Annotated in this window: 16 protein-coding genes; 9 read left to right on the forward strand and 7 right to left on the reverse strand. The window is 55.7% G+C overall.

Features of this window, described 5'->3' with window-relative positions; translation table 11 throughout:
• Positions 1-159 precede the first annotated feature (159 nt).
• Positions 160-597, forward strand: coding sequence for an IS481 family transposase (locus tag THINI_RS20140; RefSeq protein ID WP_002710363.1), 438 nt, complete (start codon positions 160-162; stop codon positions 595-597).
• A gap of 34 nt (positions 598-631) precedes the next feature.
• Here THINI_RS20140 and lepB read toward each other — a convergent pair whose 3' ends face one another.
• Complete coding sequence (gene lepB / locus THINI_RS20145) at positions 632-1,552, reverse strand: signal peptidase I (protein ID WP_002710364.1); 921 nt, start codon at positions 1,550-1,552, stop codon at positions 632-634.
• A gap of 354 nt (positions 1,553-1,906) precedes the next feature.
• Here lepB and THINI_RS20150 point away from each other — a divergent pair, with 354 nt between their 5' ends.
• From THINI_RS20150 to folK, 5 genes are all read left to right on the forward strand, one after another.
• Entirely contained in the window at positions 1,907-3,457 is a 1,551-nt protein-coding gene (locus tag THINI_RS20150; RefSeq protein WP_002710365.1) for a 2-isopropylmalate synthase, read from the forward strand.
• Positions 3,458-3,682: 225 nt separating this feature from the next.
• Positions 3,683-4,240 carry a uracil-DNA glycosylase gene (locus THINI_RS20155; RefSeq protein WP_245536657.1) on the forward strand — a complete coding sequence of 186 codons (558 nt, stop codon included), beginning with the start codon at positions 3,683-3,685 and terminating at the stop codon, positions 4,238-4,240.
• A 4-nt stretch (positions 4,241-4,244) separates the two neighbouring features.
• The gene (gene rimI, locus THINI_RS20160; RefSeq protein ID WP_040841191.1) at positions 4,245-4,718 is read left to right on the forward strand and encodes a ribosomal protein S18-alanine N-acetyltransferase; all 474 of its coding nucleotides are present in this window, start codon (positions 4,245-4,247) and stop codon (positions 4,716-4,718) included.
• Positions 4,719-4,833: 115 nt separating this feature from the next.
• Entirely contained in the window at positions 4,834-6,159 is a 1,326-nt protein-coding gene (gene pcnB / locus THINI_RS20165; protein WP_154724465.1) for a polynucleotide adenylyltransferase PcnB, read from the forward strand.
• Positions 6,156-6,647: a 2-amino-4-hydroxy-6-hydroxymethyldihydropteridine diphosphokinase gene (folK, locus tag THINI_RS20170; protein WP_002710369.1), complete on the forward strand. Its 492-nt coding sequence runs from the start codon at positions 6,156-6,158 to the stop codon at positions 6,645-6,647. Before pcnB ends, folK begins: the two co-directional genes overlap by 4 nt.
• Here the strand turns inward: folK and THINI_RS20175 are convergent.
• The 3 genes from THINI_RS20175 to THINI_RS23830 are packed head-to-tail and all read right to left on the reverse strand — an operon-like array spanning position 6,632 to position 11,528.
• On the reverse strand, positions 6,632-9,814 hold the full coding sequence (locus tag THINI_RS20175; RefSeq protein ID WP_002710370.1) for an efflux RND transporter permease subunit: 3,183 nt from the start codon (positions 9,812-9,814) through the stop codon (positions 6,632-6,634). The genes folK and THINI_RS20175 overlap by 16 nt on opposite strands.
• Positions 9,811-10,887, reverse strand: a complete 1,077-nt coding sequence (locus THINI_RS20180; RefSeq protein WP_002710371.1) for an efflux RND transporter periplasmic adaptor subunit — start codon at positions 10,885-10,887, stop codon at positions 9,811-9,813. Before THINI_RS20180 ends, THINI_RS20175 begins: the two co-directional genes overlap by 4 nt.
• Complete coding sequence (locus THINI_RS23830) at positions 10,884-11,528, reverse strand: TetR/AcrR family transcriptional regulator (RefSeq protein ID WP_002710372.1); 645 nt, start codon at positions 11,526-11,528, stop codon at positions 10,884-10,886. Before THINI_RS23830 ends, THINI_RS20180 begins: the two co-directional genes overlap by 4 nt.
• Positions 11,529-11,697: 169 nt before the next feature.
• On the opposite strand from THINI_RS23830, the gene THINI_RS20190 reads away from it, so the two are divergent.
• The 3 genes from THINI_RS20190 to THINI_RS20200 are packed head-to-tail and all read left to right on the forward strand — an operon-like array spanning position 11,698 to position 14,704.
• A complete protein-coding gene (locus THINI_RS20190; protein WP_002710373.1) occupies positions 11,698-12,645 on the forward strand; it encodes an HlyD family secretion protein in 948 nt (315 codons plus the stop codon).
• Complete coding sequence (locus THINI_RS20195; RefSeq protein ID WP_002710374.1) at positions 12,642-13,571, forward strand: ABC transporter ATP-binding protein; 930 nt, start codon at positions 12,642-12,644, stop codon at positions 13,569-13,571. Before THINI_RS20190 ends, THINI_RS20195 begins: the two co-directional genes overlap by 4 nt.
• On the forward strand, positions 13,568-14,704 hold the full coding sequence (locus THINI_RS20200) for an ABC transporter permease (protein WP_002710375.1): 1,137 nt from the start codon (positions 13,568-13,570) through the stop codon (positions 14,702-14,704). Before THINI_RS20195 ends, THINI_RS20200 begins: the two co-directional genes overlap by 4 nt.
• 20 nt (positions 14,705-14,724) lie before the next feature.
• On the opposite strand, the gene THINI_RS20205 is transcribed toward THINI_RS20200, so the two are convergent.
• The 3 genes from THINI_RS20205 to THINI_RS20215 are packed head-to-tail and all read right to left on the reverse strand — an operon-like array spanning position 14,725 to position 17,485.
• Complete coding sequence (locus THINI_RS20205; RefSeq protein ID WP_211207000.1) at positions 14,725-15,498, reverse strand: NAD(+)--dinitrogen-reductase ADP-D-ribosyltransferase; 774 nt, start codon at positions 15,496-15,498, stop codon at positions 14,725-14,727.
• Positions 15,495-16,118: a retron system putative HNH endonuclease gene (locus THINI_RS20210; protein ID WP_002710377.1), complete on the reverse strand. Its 624-nt coding sequence runs from the start codon at positions 16,116-16,118 to the stop codon at positions 15,495-15,497. The genes THINI_RS20205 and THINI_RS20210 overlap by 4 nt, the downstream gene beginning before the upstream one ends.
• Positions 16,115-17,485 (reverse strand): AAA family ATPase, encoded by a 1,371-nt coding sequence (locus THINI_RS20215; protein WP_002710378.1) that lies wholly within the window; start codon positions 17,483-17,485, stop codon positions 16,115-16,117. Before THINI_RS20215 ends, THINI_RS20210 begins: the two co-directional genes overlap by 4 nt.
• Positions 17,486-17,742: the final 257 nt, after the last annotated feature.

The following is a 17,742-nucleotide window of genomic DNA, read 5'->3' on the forward strand; positions in this document are numbered from 1 at the left end:
GATAGGGGTAGGAGCCACGGTATGAGGGCGGAAGTTCTACTGGCAAGTCGAGTTTCCGTATCTGTCTAGACCCATGTGATTATAAGCTCTATAAATTTGGTAAACTGCACCGCGCCCGTCAGGTACTGAACAGCCTACAATCAGGAAAAGAGTTGACGCATGAACATCCATAGCCAAGCCCGCACGACCCCAAAGATACGCGAAGAGATTCGGGACAGCAAAGGCAAGATGACGCTCGAAGCAGCCGCCAAGCACTTCAATGTGAGTCGTTCGACCATCCTTAAATGGCGTGGTCGGGAGAGCATGAACGACCGTTCGCATCGTCCCCATCAAGTCCATACGGCTCTGACCCCCATTCAGGAGGAGATTGTCGTCGAATTGCGCCGTACCTTGCTGTTGACCGTGGATGACCTGCTGGTCGTGACCCGTGAATTCATCAAGCAGGACATGGTGCGTTCCCCGCTGATCCGCCTGTTAAAACGGCATCAGGCCAACCGCCTGCAAGACTTATATGCGGCGCAGTCAGGCGAGTCGGAAACCGACAAACCCAAGACCTTCAAGAACTACGGGCCGGGCTATATTCATGTAGATGTCTAGACCCATGTGATTATGATTGGGTACAGTTTACCACCTATTGCAACACTTTCCCCATCCGTTCCCAATGCACGCTGTTGCCGCTGGCAGAGAACCATATCTGACGCGCCTTGCCAACCACATCCTGTAACGGCACTACGCCGAAAAAGCGGGAGTCATTGCTGCCGGTGCGGTTGTCACCCATCACGAAGACATGCCCAGGCGGAACCATCAGTTCGGTTTGTGGCAGTTGCAGTTTGTTTTCGCCCCAGAACACCTGCCAGCTTTTACCCTCGCTGCTTTCTGTCACCAGCAGCCCATTATCCGTATCGCTGACCTCGGTGCGCAACGGTTTGCCGTTGATGAGCACGTCGGCTCCCTTGACCTGGATCTTTTCCCCCGGCAAACCGATGATACGCTTGATGTAATAGGTGGTGCGGTTGTTGGGGTAAACAAAAATGGCAATGTCGCCACGTTGCACCGCCTGTTTGTAACCGGGGCGGTTGTAACGCTTGTCGGCAAACAGGATGTCGCCCTTGAGCACGGTCGGCTGCATACTTTCCGAAGGTACGCGGAACGATTCCACCAGATTCTGCCGCAGGTAATCGGTCAGGAGCGGCAGCGCCAGCACGCTGCAAAGCAGCAGCACCAGTACATAGGTGCCGCTTTTCTGCCAGCCTTGCAGCACATGATCTTGTTTGCGGCGAGCACTGCGGAAGGCATCCACCATTCCGTATAGCCACACCCCCAGCCACGCCAGCACGCTGGCCAGCAGGGCGGGCAACGTCCAGCTGGCGGGCAGGTACAGCGCAATCAGCACGACCGCCGGTACAGCCAGCAACGTAAAGCTGAGAAACAGCCAGATCGCCTTGTTTATTTCGCCATTATAAAGCTGCCCGAAACCGGGCAGGATGAGGGACATCAGCAGTGCAAACAATGGTTTGCGGCGTTTGATGCGGGGTGGGGAATCGGTTTGCATGTTGGTTTGGTTCCTTGTCTTTGTACTTGCCTTGTTATACAGGCGGGTGGGGGAAAGGTTACCGGTTGGGGCCGGTTTGGCAAGATTTTCCGGATAAGGTTTTGGGCGGCTTCCCCGCGCTTTTCTGTGCGAATAAAAAATAAGGATGCTTGAACTTGAACCCACTTTGTTGTAGCGTTCACACCATGAACACCTACCGCAACACATTGCTCCTATCCTTCCTGCGACTGCCCGGCTGGGCGGTATAAATTCTTACGCCCGGCGGGGCTATACGCGCTATCATTACCCCCACTTTCAGATTGATACACGAGTTGCCAAACCTGACAGCGTGCAGCCGTGTTTTGGAGCAAAACCATGTCAAAAGAGCGTTTGATTATTTTTGATACCACCTTGCGCGATGGCGAACAAAGCCCCGGCGCCTCCATGACGCAGGAAGAGAAAATCCGCATTGCGTTGATGCTGGAAAAAATGCGGGTGGACGTCATCGAAGGCGGTTTCCCGATTGCCAGCCCCGGCGATTTCGAGTCTGTGAAAGCCATCGCCAGCATCGTCAAGGACAGCACCATCTGTGGCCTCGCCCGTGCGCTGGAAAAAGACATCGACCGTGCGGCTGAGGCTATCAAACCGGCCAATTCCGGGCGTATCCACACCTTTATTGCCACCTCCCCAATCCACATGCAAAACAAGTTGCGCATGACGCCGGATCAAGTAGTGGAACAGGCCGTATTTGCAGTGAAACGGGCGCGTAACTACACCGACGATGTTGAGTTTTCCTGTGAAGACGCGGGTCGCTCCGAATTCGATTTCCTCTGCCGGGTAATCGAAGCGGCGATTGACGCAGGCGCACGTACCATCAATATCCCGGATACGGTCGGCTATCAGATCCCATCCGTATTTGGCGAAATCGTCGGTCGCTTGATCCAGACCATCCCGAATGCTGACAAGGCCATTTTCTCGGTGCATTGCCATAACGACCTCGGCTTGGCGGTCGGCAATTCCCTGTCTGCCGTCATGAATGGTGCACGCCAGGTCGAATGCACCATCAACGGCTTGGGTGAACGTGCCGGTAACGCTTCCCTGGAAGAAATCGTCATGGCGGTATGCACCCGCGCGGATGTGTTCCCGGTCGAAACCCGCATCGACACCACCCATATCGTGCCGACTTCCCGCCTGGTTTCCAGCGTCACCGGCTTCCCGGTACAGCCCAACAAGGCCATCGTTGGCGCGAACGCCTTTGCCCACGAATCCGGCATCCATCAGGATGGCGTGCTCAAACACCGCGAAACCTACGAAATCATGCGCGCGCAGGACGTGGGCTGGAGCGACAACAAGATCGTGTTGGGCAAACATTCTGGTCGCAACGCCTTCAAAACCCGCTTACAAGAGTTGAACATTGAGCTGAAGTCCGAAGAAGAGCTGAATGCCGCCTTCTCCCGCTTCAAGGATTTGGCAGACCGCAAGCATGACATCTTCGACGAAGACCTGATGGTGTTGATGATGGATGCGCGTGCCGCTGAAGAAAGCGCTGTGTATGAGCTGGTTGCATCCCACGTCTGTTCCGAAACCGGCGAATCGCCTAACGCCCGCGTCACCCTGAAGGTGGAAGGTGTGGAGCACACCGCGACCGCTATGGGTGGTGGCCCGGTAGATGCTGTGTTCAAGGCAATCGAAGCCATTGTCGGCGAAAGCGCGACCCTGGCACTGTATTCCGTCAACAACATCACCAGCGGCACGGATGCGCAGGGCGAAGTGACGGTACGTCTGGAAAAGAGTGGGCGTATCATCCACGGCCACGGTGCTGACACCGACATCGTAATCGCCTCCGCCAAGTCTTACGTGGACGCCTGGAACAAATTGGCCAGCCAGTCACTGCGCGAACACCCGCAGCACCATCAGGGGGTGTAAGCGCCTGTGGATGCGCAACTGCGGAGCCGCTACATGCAGGCAATGGGAATTCCGGTGTGGAGGTTGAAGGATACACCTCCGCCGGTGGTTGTTTCCTCTGTGCCTGCTTCCCTTGAAAGAAACCCCTCCCCAATCCCCCCCTTATCAGGGGAGGGAGGCAGGGATGTAGTGGTTTCTTCCTCCTCCCCTGATAAGGGGAGGGCGGGAAGGGTTTCTTATTCCCACATGGACTGGCAAGAACTCCGTGCCACCGTTCTCGCCTGCACCCGTTGCGACATCAGCAAAACCCGCGCCAATGCCGTTTTCGGTATCGGCAACCAGCAAGCTGACTGGATGGTGATCGGCGAAGCCCCCGGCGCGGAAGAAGACAAGCAGGGCGAGCCATTTGTCGGCAAGGCCGGGCAGTTGCTCAACAACATGCTGCTGGCAATCGGGATGCCGCGCGCAACCGTCTACATCGCCAATATCCTCAAATGCCGCCCGCCCAACAACCGTGACCCAAAACCGGATGAAGCCACCAACTGCCGGGGCTATCTGGAGCGTCAGATCGAGCTGGTCAACCCCGCCCTGATCCTGGTGGTTGGCCGCATTGCCGCCCAGAACCTGCTGCAAACCGATGCGCCACTGGCACGCCTGCGTGGCCGTGAACACCGCGCCCCGCTGACCGGAACACCGGTGATTGTTACCTATCACCCCGCCTACCTGCTGCGCCAACCTGCCGACAAGCGTAAAGCCTGGCAGGATTTGTTGCTTGCCCGTGAAATATCTGCCCGTAGTGCCTGACTATATGCCTAGTATTGAAAACGATTTCCTGCCCCTGCGCCCGATGGTGCCACAGGATGTGGATGCCGTGATGGCAGTGGAGACGTGCGCGTTTCCATATCCGTGGACAGCGGGTATTTTTCACGACTGCCTTAAGCATGGCTATTCCTGCTGGATTTACGAGCAAGAGGAGGAGGTTGCTGGTTACGCGGTAGTGATGTTTGCTGTGGATGAAATGCACCTGCTCAATATCTGCATCCGCCCGCAAGACCACGGCAAGGGTTTGGGCAGCCGCCTGCTGAAAACGCTGGAACGGATTGCGCGTGGCATCAAGGCTGAAACCTGTTTTTTGGAAGTGCGCCAGTCCAATTTTTCTGCCATCCGCCTATACCTGAATGCCGGGTTCAATGAGGTAGGGCTGCGCAAAGCTTACTACCCAGCAGCAATTGGGCGTGAAGATGCCATCGTTATGGCAAAAACTTTGCTCAATGTGTTGTAAAAAAGTTGCAAATAGGGTAGGTATTGGCGTTTTGTAGTAGTATTATTACCACTTTTACTGTGTGAGTTTTGGCCATATTGTGTGTAAAACGGAATTTGCAGATCCAACAAGGTTGATGATTACAGGCGAGGCTGCACATGTGCCTTCCGCCGTGCATCACATTCCTGCCGATAAAGTCTGTGGCCGTGCCAAGGATGTCGTGCGTCGTCTGCAAAAAGCAGGTTACGAAGCCTATCTGGTGGGTGGTTGCGTGCGTGACCTGCTACTGGGGCGTACACCCAAGGATTTCGATATTGCCACCAGCGCACGCCCGGAAGAAATTCGCAAGCTGTTCAATTCCTGTCGCCTGATTGGCCGCCGTTTCCGCCTTGCCCACATTTATTATGGGCGTGACTATCTGGAAGTGGCGACTTTCCGGGCCCCGCATGATGAAGGGGATGATGGCGGCAAAGTAAACGATGAAGGCCGCATCATCCATGATAACGTCTACGGCACGCTGGAAGAGGATGTGTGGCGGCGTGATTTCACCATCAACGCCCTGTTTTACAACCCCAGTAATGGCGAGTTGCTGGATTTTGTTGGCGGGCTGGATGATTTGCACCATCGTAAAATCCGCCTGATTGGCGACCCGGAAAAACGTTTCCGTGAAGACCCGGTGCGTTTGTTGCGCGCTATCCGTTTCGCCGCCAAGCTCGGGTTTGACATCGAAGAGCGCACCCGCACGCCCATTGCTTCCCTGGCCATTTTGCTGGAAGCTGTGTCCTCCGCACGCCTGTTCGACGAAATCATCAAACTGCTGCACAGCGGCGATGGCTTGCCGACTTACCGTCTGTTGCGCGAATACGGGGTGTTGCAACACCTGTTGCCGCTGACGACAGAAAGTATTGAAGAGGACAGCACCGGCAATTTTGCCCGTATGGTGGAGCTGTCACTGGGCAACACCGACCAGCGGATTGCGGAAGGCAAATCGGTGATGCCTGCGTTCCTGTATGCGGTGCTGCTGTGGCACAAGGTGCATCTGGCTGCAGTGTCGCTGCAACTGAAAGGGATGCCGGAAATGCAGGCGCTGCATGTGGCGGCAACGGATGCCTTGCGTGATCAGGTTGATTTCACTGCCGTGCCGCGCCGTTTCAGTAACATCACCCGTGAAATCTGGGCGCTACAATCGCGTTTCCGCCACCGTGACTTGCGTCGCGCTAATCTGTTGTTGGGGAATGCGCGTTTCCGTGCTGCCTATGATTTCCTGTGCTTGCGAGCCGAAGCCGGTGAGCAGGTGAAGGACGACGCTGAATGGTGGACTGCCTTCCAGCACGCAACGCCAGAGGAGCGCCAGGAACTTTCCAATGGCGCACAAGGCAAAAAGGCGGGTCTGCGTCGCCGTAAGAAGCGCAAGAAAAGCAGCAACGCCAAAGCTGCCACGTCTCCACCCGCCAGCGAATGAACCCCGTTACCTGTTACATCGGTTTAGGCAGTAACCTTGGTGACCCGGCTGCCAACCTGCATTCCGCGATTGACCAGATTGCCGCCACTGCGGGAGTTGAGCTGCGCGGCGTTTCCCGTTTCTACGCCAGCAAGCCAATGGGGCCGCAGGATCAGCCGGATTACGTGAATGCAGTGGCTTGCGTAAAAACCATGCTCGGTGCACATGACCTGTTGCAAGCCCTGTTTGTGGTGGAAAGGGCGCATGGCCGGGTGCGGGATGCAGCCTTGCGCTGGGGGCCACGCACCCTGGATCTGGACTTGTTGTTGTACGGGGCCGAAATTGTCGAAACAGCAGACTTGCGCGTGCCGCATCCGGGCATTTGTGAACGTTCGTTTGTGGCGTTGCCGCTGCATGACCTTGCGCCCAGGCTGGTTTTTCCGGATGGACGCCGTTTGCAGGATTGCCTGCAAGCCTTGACGTGCGATGACCTCTATCCGCTGACCTGAAGCGGGTTTTGTGTAAAGGCTTCCCGGCCTTTCGTCAGTTTGAACCATACCGTATACACTGCTGGCAAAAACAGTAGCGTCAGCAGCGTTGCCACCAGTAACCCACCCATGATCGCAATCGCCATCGGCCCGAAGAACACACTTTTCGATAACGGAATCATCGCCAGTATCGCCGCCAGCGCCGTTAGCATGATCGGGCGGAAACGCCGCACCGCAGCTTCAATCACCGCCTCGCGCGGAACCTCGCCAGCGGCAATATTGCGCTCGATCTGATCCACCAGAATCACCGAGTTGCGCATGATCATGCCGGAAAGCGCAATTGTCCCCAGCATCGCCACGAACCCGAACGGCTTGTCGAACAGCAGCAGGAATACAGCCACCCCGATCATGCCGAACGGCGCGGTCAGCACTACCATGATCACCCGTTGGAAACTCTGCAACTGGATCATCAGCAAGGTCAGTACCACCACGATGAACAGCGGGAAACCCGCACCGATGGATTCATTGCCCTTGGCGCTTTCCTCTACTGCGCCACCGGTTTCCAGCCGATACCCAAGCGGCAGATTGGCTTTGATCTCGCCTAATTGGGCTTCCACCTGCGCGGTCACGGTTGGAGCCTGAATCTTGGTATAAATGTCGCCGCGCACGGTGATGGTCGGCGTGCGATTGCGATGCCAGATAATGCCTTCTTCCTGCACGTATTCGATTTTCGCCAGTTGCGATAGCGGCACGGTTGCGCCAGTGGTGGTCGGCACGTTCAGCCCGGCAAGGCGGGAAATCCTGTCGCGCTCATTTTCGCTGCCCCGCAGCAGGATGGGGATGGTTTGATCCTGTTCACGGAATTCACCGATCGTGGTTCCGTTGAGGGAGCTTTGCAGCAGTTGCGACAGCGCGGATTGGGTAACGCCCAGGCTGATGGCTTTGGCTGTATCCAGTTTGAGGCGGATAGCCTTGCTGCGTTCGTTCCAGTCCAGATGCACGTTGACCAGATTAGGGTTGGCACGCATGACGGTCGCCACTTGTTCGGCCAGTTCGCGTAGTTTCCAGAAATCATCGCCGGAAACCCGGAATTGCACCGGGTAGCCCACCGGTGGCCCGTTTTCCAGCCGGATCACGCGCCCGCGCACCAAGCTGAAATCCGGGTTGTTGTCGAGCAGTTCAATCAGTTTGCCGCGCAAGGCTTCCCGGTCGGGAATGCTGTTGGTGGTAATCACGAACTGTGCAAAGCTGGCGGCAGGCAGTTGTTGGTCAAGCGGTAAGTAGAAACGCGGCGAGCCATTGCCGGTATAGGCCACGAAATTGTCGACGTGTTCCTGCTGGGTGTTGAGAAAATTTTCCAGCCGTTGGGTCTCACGTTGGGTCGCTTGCAGGGAAGAGCCTTCCGGCAGTTTCAGGTCGACGATCAGCTCCAGCCGGGTGGCGTCGGGGAAGAACTGTTGCTGCACGAACTGGAACAGGAACAGTGACCCGGCGAAGGTGGCGATAGTCAGTAGGATCACCGTAAGCGGGTATTGGACGCAGGCTTTGATCAGGTGGCGGAACCAGCGGTAGAAGCCCTCGGCGAGATGATGACGGAGTGAAGAAACCCCTCCTAACCTCCCCTTGTCAGGGGAGGAACTGGGCGGTGCTTCGTCTTTGGCTCCCTCCCCTGACAAGGGGAGGGTTGGGGAGGGGTTTCTTTTATACTCCGGCAACAACTTATACCCCAGATACGGAATCACAATCACTGCCGCAAACCACGAAATCACCAGCGCAATCGTCACTACTTCGAAAATCGAGCGCGTATATTCCCCCACCGAAGACTGCGCCGTGGCAATCGGCAGGAACCCGGCAGCCGTCACCAACGTACCTGTCAGCATCGGAAATGCCGTCGTGGTATAGGCGAAACTGGCGGCTTTCACCCGTTCCCAGCCTTCCTCCATTTTCACCACCATCATTTCGATGGCGATGATGGCGTCGTCCACCAACAGCCCCAACGCCAGCACCAGCGACCCCAGCGAAATCTTGTGCAGGCCGATGCCGAACAGGTGCATGGTGAAAAAGGTTGCTGCCAGCACCAGCGGGATCGACAGCGCCACCACCGTTCCGGCGCGTACTCCAAGGCTGAAAAAACTGACCGCCAGTACAATCACCACCGCCTCAAACACCACTTGCAGGAATTCGCCCACTGAGCGTTTGACGGCGGCAGGTTGGTCATTAACGCGGTGCAGTTCCATGCCGACCGGAAGCTGGTTGCCGATCCTCACCAGCGCTGCATCCAGCGCCTTGCCCAGCGCGATGATGTCGCCACCTTTGCGCATGGAAACGCCAATCCCCAGTGCATCCTGTCCCATGTAGCGGAAAGTGGATTGCGCCGGGTCAACGAAGCCACGTTTTACCTCCGCCACTTCGCGCAGGCGGATGGTGCGGTTGCCGATCTTGACCGGCAAGTTGCGGATATCTTCCAGGTTGCTGAAAGTGCCTTCCGGGCGCACGTAAATACGGTCATCCTGCGTATTGTACGCGCCCACGGCGGTGATGGCGTTTTGCGCCTGCAACACATCCACCAGTTGCTGCACGCTGAAGCCGAGATTAGCCAGCTTGCTGTTGGAAAGCTCGATGTAGACACGTTCGTCCTGCTCGCCGATCGGCAGGATTTTCGCCACGTCAGGCACACGCAGCAGTTCCTTGCGGATGTGATCTGCCGCATCCCGCAATTGGGCATAGCTGAAACCGTCGCCAGTAAGAGCGAAGATATTGCCGTAGGTTTCGCCGAATTCATCGTTGTAGAAAGGCCCCACCACGCCTTGAGGCAGGTTACGCTCCATATTCTCGGTACGTTTGCGGATGTCGTAAAACATGTCATCCATGGCGTTGGAGGGGGCGTTGTCCTTGGCTATGACGAAAATATTTGCTTCACCCGGACGGGAGAAACTACGCACAATGTCGACGTAATCGGTTTCGAGCAGGGTTTTCTCGATACGGTCAGTCACCTGTGACTCTATTTCCTGCGCGGTCGCGCCCGGCCAGTAAGCTTGCACCAGCATGACCTTGAAGGTGAATGGCGGGTCTTCCGATTGCCCCAGCTTGTTGTAGCCGAACACCCCCATCGCCAGCGTCAGGATCATCAAGTAGAGGACGAAATTACGGTGCCGCAGCGCCCATTCTGACAGGTTGAAGCTGTTCATGAGCCAGCCTTGCCGTCATATGGAACGGGGTTGATGGTTTGCCCGCTGCTTAGTTTATGGACGCCAGCAGCGATAATCTGCGTACCCACAGGCAAGCTGCTGATGGTGACGCCATCGTCGTGGAAAGCAAGGATACTGACAGGCTGGATACTGACCTGATGATTTTGCCCCAACACCCAGACTGCCGTCTGCTGGCTTTGCTGGAACAGGGCGGAAGCCGGTATCCAGCTTGAATCCTGCACACCCGTGCCGGGCAGGCTGACATCGGCAGTTACCCCTAGCCGCAGGTCGCCCGGGGGATTCAGCAGGCTGATCTTGACCAGGAAGCTGCGGGTGGCGTCAGTGGCAGGGGAAACTTCCCGTACCTTACCCTGAAATTCGCTCTCCGCCTGTGACCATAACCGAATATTGACCACTGTACCGGCGGCAAGCGTGCGGGCGGTATTTTCACCGACGCGGATTTGCACTTCGCGCTCGCTAGCGTAGGCAATGTGTACGACAGGCGTTCCGGCAGCGACGACTTGCCCGGCTTCAGCGTAGACGGCGGTGATGACGCCCGTTTGGTCAGCTTTAAGCTCGGTGTAGGCTGCCTGGTTGCCGCTCAATTTGAGTTGGGCTTTGGCGGACGTGACTCTGGCCTGTGCCGCATCATGCGCGGCCTGCGCTGCATCCAGTGACGCTTGCCCAATGAACTGTTTGCGGCGTAATTCGCTGACCCGCGCCAGTTCGGCTTTGGCATTGACGTAATCGGCTTCAGCGGCGGCCAGTGCGGCCTTGGTGCTGGCAAGATTGAGGTTGAGGTCAGCAGTATCCAGTTCAGCCAGCACCTGGCCCGCTTTGACGGTGTCGCCTGTGTCAACCTGCCGGGTTGTTACTTTGCCACCCACGCGGAATGACAGGTCGGCTTCGTAACGCGCCTTGATTTCGCCGGAGTAGGTTGTTCCATTACCAGACTGGTAGCTGTTGATTGTCCAAACCTGGGCAGGGCGGATGACTTCGGTAGCGGTTTCCGGTTCTTTGCAGCCAGCCAGTGCCAGCAGCAGGGCGAAGGGCAGAAAAGCAATCGGTTTCATGGTGTCTCCGTCGTCATCAATGCGCCGCTCCACAGGGCTTTCAGCGCTGATTCCAGCATCAGCAGGTAATCATCGGTACAGGCGCAGACCAACGAACGTTCTTTCATCAATTCCTTGAGCGGGGAAGGGCGCATCAATTGCCACAGGCCGAGGAACAGGGCGTAGCTTTGCAGCATCAACGCCTGGGTAGATTGCGGGAAATGATGGCGCAGTGCCTGTACCAGTTCCTCCAGTTGCGCGTAGGTGTGTTCCTCGAAGACAAACGCGCTCTCCAGCGGGATTTGCCGTTCCAACAGGCCATGGCACAAGGTCGCCAGTGGCAGGAAGGCGGGGAAATCGAGCAGGAACTGGCGGTTGACGGTAAACAGGTCATCCAGTGTCATCGGCAGCCCAGTCTGGTTGGCACGAGCCTTCATGCGGCTGAAAAAAGTGTTGACGTGGCGCTCGTGGATGGCCAAGAACAGCTCTTCCTTACTGCGGAAGTACAGGTAAACCGTGCCTTTGGCCAGCCCGGCAGCGCTGGCGATTTCAGCAACGTTGGACATGCGGTCGGGTTGCGCGAGCCAGAGTTGCTCGGCGGCGTCAAGGATAGCTTCGCGGCGGAGTTCCTTGTCTTCGGGATTGGTGGCTCTTATTTGCATATAAATGACCACAGGTCAGTTGTTTGGAACGATTCTAAATGACCAGTAGTCAGTTGTCGAGTCGATTTGCGGAAGCCAATGCTGCTAAACTGGCGTTAATGGCAGGGTGCGCCAGCGGGATTGCTTGTTTCAATTTGCAAGCAATGGCCACCAAACACAGGAGTGCGTGATGAAACCCCCGATTGTTTTGTTGTTAAGTTGCTTGCCGTATTTGTCAGCTTGTGGGGAAAACACTGTCCCAGCTCTGCAAGGCTATGTCGAGGGCGAATATGTCCGCCTCGCTGCCCCGTTTGCCGGAACCTTGCAAAACCTCGTTGTGCAACGCGGCGCGCAAGTCAGGCAGGGCGACCCCGTTTTTACCCTCGAACAGCAGAACGAAGCCGCCGCCCGGCAAGGGGCGGAAGACCGCCTGCACGCCTCCGAAGCACAACTGGCCGACCTGAAAACCGGCAAACGCCCGCAGGAACTGCAAGTCATCCGCGCCCAGCTGGCGCAGGCCAAAGCCGCTGCCCAACTCTCCACCACCGAATTGCAGCGCGCCGAAAGGCTGGTCAAAGGCAAGTTTGTTGCCAGCGACCAGCTCGACGCAGCCCGCGCCAATGACAAGCTCAATCAGGCCAAAGTCACCGAGTTGCAGGCGCAATTGCAGGTGGCTGAACTCGCCGCCCGCCCGGATGCGCTGAAAGTGGCCGAGGCCAACGTCGCTGCCGCCCACGCTGCGCTCGATCAGGCCGACTGGCAGCTTTCCCAGAAAAGCGTTGCCGCGACCCGCAACGGGCTGATTAACGATACCTACTATCAGCCGGGCGAATGGATTCCTGCTGGCAGCCCCGTCATCAGTATCCTGCCACCTGAAAACCGCAAGGTGCGTTTTTTCGTCCCCGAACCACAACTCGGCAGCCTGCAAACTGGCCAGACCGTGCAGGTCAGTTGCGATGGCTGCGGCGACGCCATGCTGATGCACATCAGCTACATCTCCCCGCAAGCCGAATACACCCCGCCGGTCATCTACAGCAAGGATTCGCGCGCAAAACTGGTGGTAATGGTGGAGGCGATACCGGGGGTGGCAGATGCGGCGAAGCTGAAGGTGGGGCAACCGGTGGATGTGAAGCTATGACTCTCGCCATCGACGTGCGTGGCCTCAACAAACACTTCGGCGACAAACACGTCGTACAGGATTTGTCGCTGCAAGTCCGCAAAGGCGAAATCTTCGGCTTCCTCGGCCCTAATGGCAGCGGCAAAACCACCTCCATCCGTATGCTCTGCGGCCTGCTCACCCCCGATAGCGGTGCTGGCCAGTGCCTCGGCTACGACGTGATCCGCGAAACCGCTGCCATCAAGCGCCATGTCGGCTACATGACCCAGCGCTTCTCGCTGTGGGAAGACCTCACCATCCGCGAAAACCTCGATTTCATCGCCCGCATGTACGGCATGAAACGCCGCCCGCAAGCCGTCAATGCCGTGCTCGCCAAACTCGGGTTGGAAGAACGCCGCAACCAGCTGGCAGGTGCACTGTCTGGCGGCTGGAAACAACGCCTTGCCCTCGCCGCCTGCATGATGCACGAGCCGCAACTGCTGCTGCTTGACGAACCCACCGCTGGTGTCGACCCACGTGCCCGCCGCGAATTCTGGGATGAAATCCACAAGCTGGCGGCGGAAGGCATCTCGGTGCTGGTTTCCACCCACTACATGGACGAAGCCGAACGTTGCCACAAACTCGCCTACATCGCGCGCGGCAAGCTGCTGGTGACTGGCACAATCAAACAGGTTATCGCTAGCCAGCAACTGGTGGCCTGGGAAGTCAGTGGCGATGGCGGCCTGCCAGCCCTGGCCGAACAGTTACGAAAACTGCCAGCAGTGGAACAGGTTACCGCCTTCGGTAGCCGCCTGCACGTCATCGGTGCGCATGAGGCGGAACTCGACGCCGCTTTGCAGCCTTTCCAGCAACAGAATGGTTTTCAGTGGGAAAAAATTGACGCCGGGCTGGAAGACGTGTTCATCAGTCTGATGGAGCGGCACATCCGCCAGCAGGAGGCCGCATGACGCCGGGAGCCGCTTTCGCCCGCCTGTGGGGTATCGCCCTCAAGGAATTCATCCAGTTGAGCCGCGACCGGCTGACTTTCGGCATGATCGTCGGCATTCCGATCATGCAGTTGCTGCTGTTCGGCTTCGCCATCAACGCCGACCCCAAGCATTTGCCGACTGCCTTGCTGGTGCAGGATCAGAGTGTGTTTAGCCGCACCTTCATCCGCAGTCTGAAGAACACCGACTATTTCCAGTTCGTGCAACAAGTGAACAGTGAAGTGGAAGCTGACCGGCTGCTGGCAGAAGGGGAAGTGCAATTCGTGGTCAACATCCCGCCCGGTTTCTCGCGCCAACTGGTGCGAGGGGAGCGACCGGCGATTCTGCTGGAAGCGGATGCAACCGACCCGGCAGCCACCAGCAACGCGCTGGCGTCCCTGTTGACCGTGGGGCAGTCGGTGCTGAACCGCGACTTGACCGGCCCGTTGGCGAAACTGCGCCCGACCGATGCGCCGTTCGAAGTGCGCATCCATCGCCGTTACAACGCTGAGGGTATTACCCAGTACAACATCGTGCCGGGCTTGATGGGGGTAATCCTGACCATGACCATGGTGCTGATGACCGGGCTTGCCATGACCCGTGAGCGCGAGCGTGGCACTTTCGAGAACCTGCTGGCGACGCCGGCCAGGCCGTTGGAAGTGATGGTAGGCAAGATCGTGCCCTACATCCTGATCGGGCTGATCCAGATGACGTTGATCTTGCTGGCGGCCAAGTTCATTTTCGGCGTGCCGTTCCAGGGTAGTCTGGCGTTGTTGTACGCGGTGTCGCTGCTGTTCATTGCCGCCAACCTGACACTGGGCATGACCTTTTCCACCATTGCCCGCAACCAGTTGCAGGCGATGCAGATGACGTTCTTTTTCTTCCTGCCGTCGATCCTGCTGTCCGGCTTCATGTTCCCATTCCGGGGAATGCCGGAATGGGCGCAAGTGATTGGCAATGCCTTGCCGCTGACGCATTTCCTGCGGCTGGTGCGCGGCATCCTGCTCAAGGGCAACAACTTGCAGGAAATGTGGCCGCATATGTGGCCGATTATGCTGTTCATGCTGGTTATCGTTGTGCTGGGGGCAAAGTTTTACAGGCGGACACTGGATTGATTCTTAAGTCATTGAGAAGCTTAAGATGAAATATCCACCTCATACACCCCACCAATGACCAGAAACTCACCTTCACCCCGCAACAGCTTCGGCAGTAAATCATAATACGCCAGCACCTTCACCACCGGCACCCGCGCCTCGATAATATAATCCCCGAACTCATCCGCCCGCTCGCGGTTGTGGGTGAAGGAACTGACATTGTTCAGCAACACCACCGCCTTTCTCCCCTCGCGCTTGAGAATCCGGTACTCATCCAGTGCATTCACCCCCCGGTACAGGGTCAGATGGCGTTGTAGCGAATGCGACAAACCCAGTTCGTACTGACAATAGGTATAAACAAGGTCGAGCTGGCTTTCCAGCGCATTCGTCCCGTACAAGCCCTTGCAGCGGTCAAACGGGTAGTACCCTTGATGGTATTGCACCGTCAGGCCAAAACGCGATTCCACCCAGCCCTTCAGCACCGCGCCCTCACGCCCGTTGGAATCAAACGCCCAGCCACGCAGCACCCGCAAGTAATTGGCATTGGCGCGTTTATTTCTGCTATCCGGCATCAAACCGGCTTCTTCCAGCGTTTCCAGACAGAAATGCACGCTCATGTAATCCATGAAACGTTGTGCCCGCGCGGTGTGATCCGGCTGGCTTTGTAAATGTTTGAACAGGGAGCGGTGCAGGACTTCCACACCGTCCAGCGCCAAGGCTGCGGGATGAAACTGGAACGGTAGGCTGCCAAGCAGGCTAGCGGGCAAGTTACAACGGTTGAACGGCAGGAATGCACTGTCCCTTTCCAAATTCACTGATCCTGTAATTCCATTTCCATAAGGAAACGGTAATTGAACGTACCCAGCAACTCGCGCTGCTTGTCCATGGATAAACAGGTAAATTTGTTTAGTTCACTTAGCCGTGCCCATGGACGTTCATGCTCATTCAGGCCAAGTAAGCGGATAGTTTCGATGGCTTGTTGTTGCTTTTCCTCATCAGCCAGTGGGTTTGGCTCCAAGTGGCCATTCCGGTAGTTGAACTGAAAATAACTGGAAAAATCAAAATCCAGTAAGTCAGGACGCAATAGATTGTCGGAGTAGCGGTTACTTTTGACTTGCTGGCAACAGTCACAAGCCAGATACAAGTTTTCCCACGTGAAAGCTTCCGTACAATAGGCTTCTTTGGGTTTGAAATGGTCAATCGTATCGCGGCTGGCGCTGCCCAAAGGAAAACCGCCGTCACAATAAGAACAATGGCCGTCGGTCGATTCACCCAGAAGCTGCTGCAAGTTATGGTTGATCTTTCTGCCTTCATGTTGCGGCCAGGCAAAATTCGCAGAAGGGTTTTGTTCACGACGCTGGCAATAGGTTTGCGTCCAGCGTGACTGGTTTTCTGCCAACCAATCAGGACACTCGGGACGTAGCATTTTTCTCATGCAGCAGGTATCCCTTGCTGTTTGCGCAACCGCTCTGCCTGCCGAATTTCACGGCTCACAATATTGCTCACTTCCACACTGCCCTGAGCGATGCTTGCAGCAAATGCCTGTAACGCATCCAGACTCAACTGGCCTTGCAGATAAGCTTTTTTCTTTTCCTCAAATACATCCAACTGGCTCTCGGTGACGTCATCAAATTCCTCATCAATCCCAAATACCTCTTCCACAATAGCAGGATAACTCACTCCTGCCTTGGATTTGATGGGCGTATCCAATACCGCATTGCCCGCATTATCCAGACGCAGAGGGTAAACCCAGGCATCAGATACCGAACCAACTACAAAGGGTGAGTGTGTAGATAAAATGATTTGGGCGTGAGGGAATAGATTTTGCAATACAGGTAGTATCTTGCGTTGCCAAGCAGGATGCAGATGCACTTCGATTTCGTCCAACAACAACAAAAACTGACGCTCAAAAATCGGAAGCTGATTTTCCCATGGAATCAGTTCCATGCGCATCATCAAGTCCGTAATCCAGCCGAGGATTGATTTCAGACCATCAGGTAGTACGTCAAAATCACTTACACGCCCGTCAATACGTAGGTTTACCGCCAATGGTTCATCGGTAATCTCAAATGCTATTGGTTTGTCAATTATTTGTTTAATAAGGTTCTCAATGCGAGTAATGGAACCTTCACGTCTTTTTGCTGCTTCCTGATCATTACGATAAGCGGCAAGTGCCGCTTTTGATTTAGTCAGAGCCAACCATTTAATTAATTTTTCATAATGAGCTTGAGTATTTTTATGGAAACTCAAAGCGTCTTCTAGAGTTTTACCTTGAACCTCCTCAATAGCCTTGAGTTTTGTATAAGCGATGCTTCGATAGCCAGAGTAAGCAAATGCAGCAAAAGTAAAATCTTCGATATTAAGATTATTACTCGCACCTGTTTGCAAATGCTGAACCGCATTCTGATAAGTTTGAAGTGGTGTTTTATAATAAGCAGGGTTGACCCAGGCTGTGGGAGCATTTGAATGTACTGAACCTACATGTTTCAACTTGATTTCAGGGGTAACTCTACTCTGCTCAATATCCTGTCTCTTAGCTTTCCAACCCAATCCAATCTGAACGCCAGAAATTTTACCTTCAACCCAGCTATTAGTCGTTAACAAACGCTTTCCCAAATCCATTTGAGCCTGCCAAGGCTGGAATAAAGCAGCAATAGCAGTAAGGATAGTACTTTTCCCTGTTCCATTTTGCCCGACCAGAATATGCACGTCGGCCTTGTTTTTTGCCAGTTTTGGCTGGAAATCCAGCCGCAACTCGGCAAAAGGGCCTGTTTCCTTCAGATAGATCGTTTCAACGCGCATACAAACTCCATCGGTTGCTCGTATCAGTACAATACTGCCAAGGATAGCGCATCTGCTACAGACCATGCAGCCGTAGGATGCAAGCAACCACCCCCACCTACCAACAAAGTGTCCTTACCCATACAAATTGTATCGGCATTGTCGGGAACACGACCTGTACCAACACTTGCATCTTTCATGGAAGGAAATGTTTTTTGCTTTATAAATAATGGCTTAAAAATAAAATGCCGCCTTGGCACGCAGCTTGCAGAGAAGTC

The sequence above is a fragment of the Thiothrix nivea DSM 5205 genome (assembly GCF_000260135.1).
GTDB classification, from domain to species: domain Bacteria; phylum Pseudomonadota; class Gammaproteobacteria; order Thiotrichales; family Thiotrichaceae; genus Thiothrix; species Thiothrix nivea.

Excerpts from the sequence above, each read along its gene's own strand:
- lepB (WP_002710364.1), bottom strand. The coding sequence starts at position 1,552 with ATGCAAACCGATTCCCCACCCCGCATCAAACGCCGCAAACCATTGTTT.
- THINI_RS20175 (WP_002710370.1), bottom strand. The coding sequence starts at position 9,814 with ATGAACAGCTTCAACCTGTCAGAATGGGCGCTGCGGCACCGTAATTTC.
- THINI_RS20190 (WP_002710373.1), top strand. The coding sequence starts at position 11,698 with ATGAAACCCCCGATTGTTTTGTTGTTAAGTTGCTTGCCGTATTTGTCA.
- folK (WP_002710369.1), top strand. The coding sequence starts at position 6,156 with ATGAACCCCGTTACCTGTTACATCGGTTTAGGCAGTAACCTTGGTGAC.
- rimI (WP_040841191.1), top strand. The coding sequence starts at position 4,245 with ATGCCTAGTATTGAAAACGATTTCCTGCCCCTGCGCCCGATGGTGCCA.
- THINI_RS20215 (WP_002710378.1), bottom strand. The coding sequence starts at position 17,485 with ATGCGCGTTGAAACGATCTATCTGAAGGAAACAGGCCCTTTTGCCGAG.
- THINI_RS20210 (WP_002710377.1), bottom strand. The coding sequence starts at position 16,118 with ATGAGAAAAATGCTACGTCCCGAGTGTCCTGATTGGTTGGCAGAAAAC.
- THINI_RS20180 (WP_002710371.1), bottom strand. The coding sequence starts at position 10,887 with ATGAAACCGATTGCTTTTCTGCCCTTCGCCCTGCTGCTGGCACTGGCT.
- THINI_RS20195 (WP_002710374.1), top strand. The coding sequence starts at position 12,642 with ATGACTCTCGCCATCGACGTGCGTGGCCTCAACAAACACTTCGGCGAC.
- pcnB (WP_154724465.1), top strand. The coding sequence starts at position 4,834 with ATGATTACAGGCGAGGCTGCACATGTGCCTTCCGCCGTGCATCACATT.
- THINI_RS20140 (WP_002710363.1), top strand. The coding sequence starts at position 160 with ATGAACATCCATAGCCAAGCCCGCACGACCCCAAAGATACGCGAAGAG.
- THINI_RS20155 (WP_245536657.1), top strand. The coding sequence starts at position 3,683 with ATGGACTGGCAAGAACTCCGTGCCACCGTTCTCGCCTGCACCCGTTGC.
- THINI_RS20150 (WP_002710365.1), top strand. The coding sequence starts at position 1,907 with ATGTCAAAAGAGCGTTTGATTATTTTTGATACCACCTTGCGCGATGGC.
- THINI_RS20200 (WP_002710375.1), top strand. The coding sequence starts at position 13,568 with ATGACGCCGGGAGCCGCTTTCGCCCGCCTGTGGGGTATCGCCCTCAAG.
- THINI_RS23830 (WP_002710372.1), bottom strand. The coding sequence starts at position 11,528 with ATGCAAATAAGAGCCACCAATCCCGAAGACAAGGAACTCCGCCGCGAA.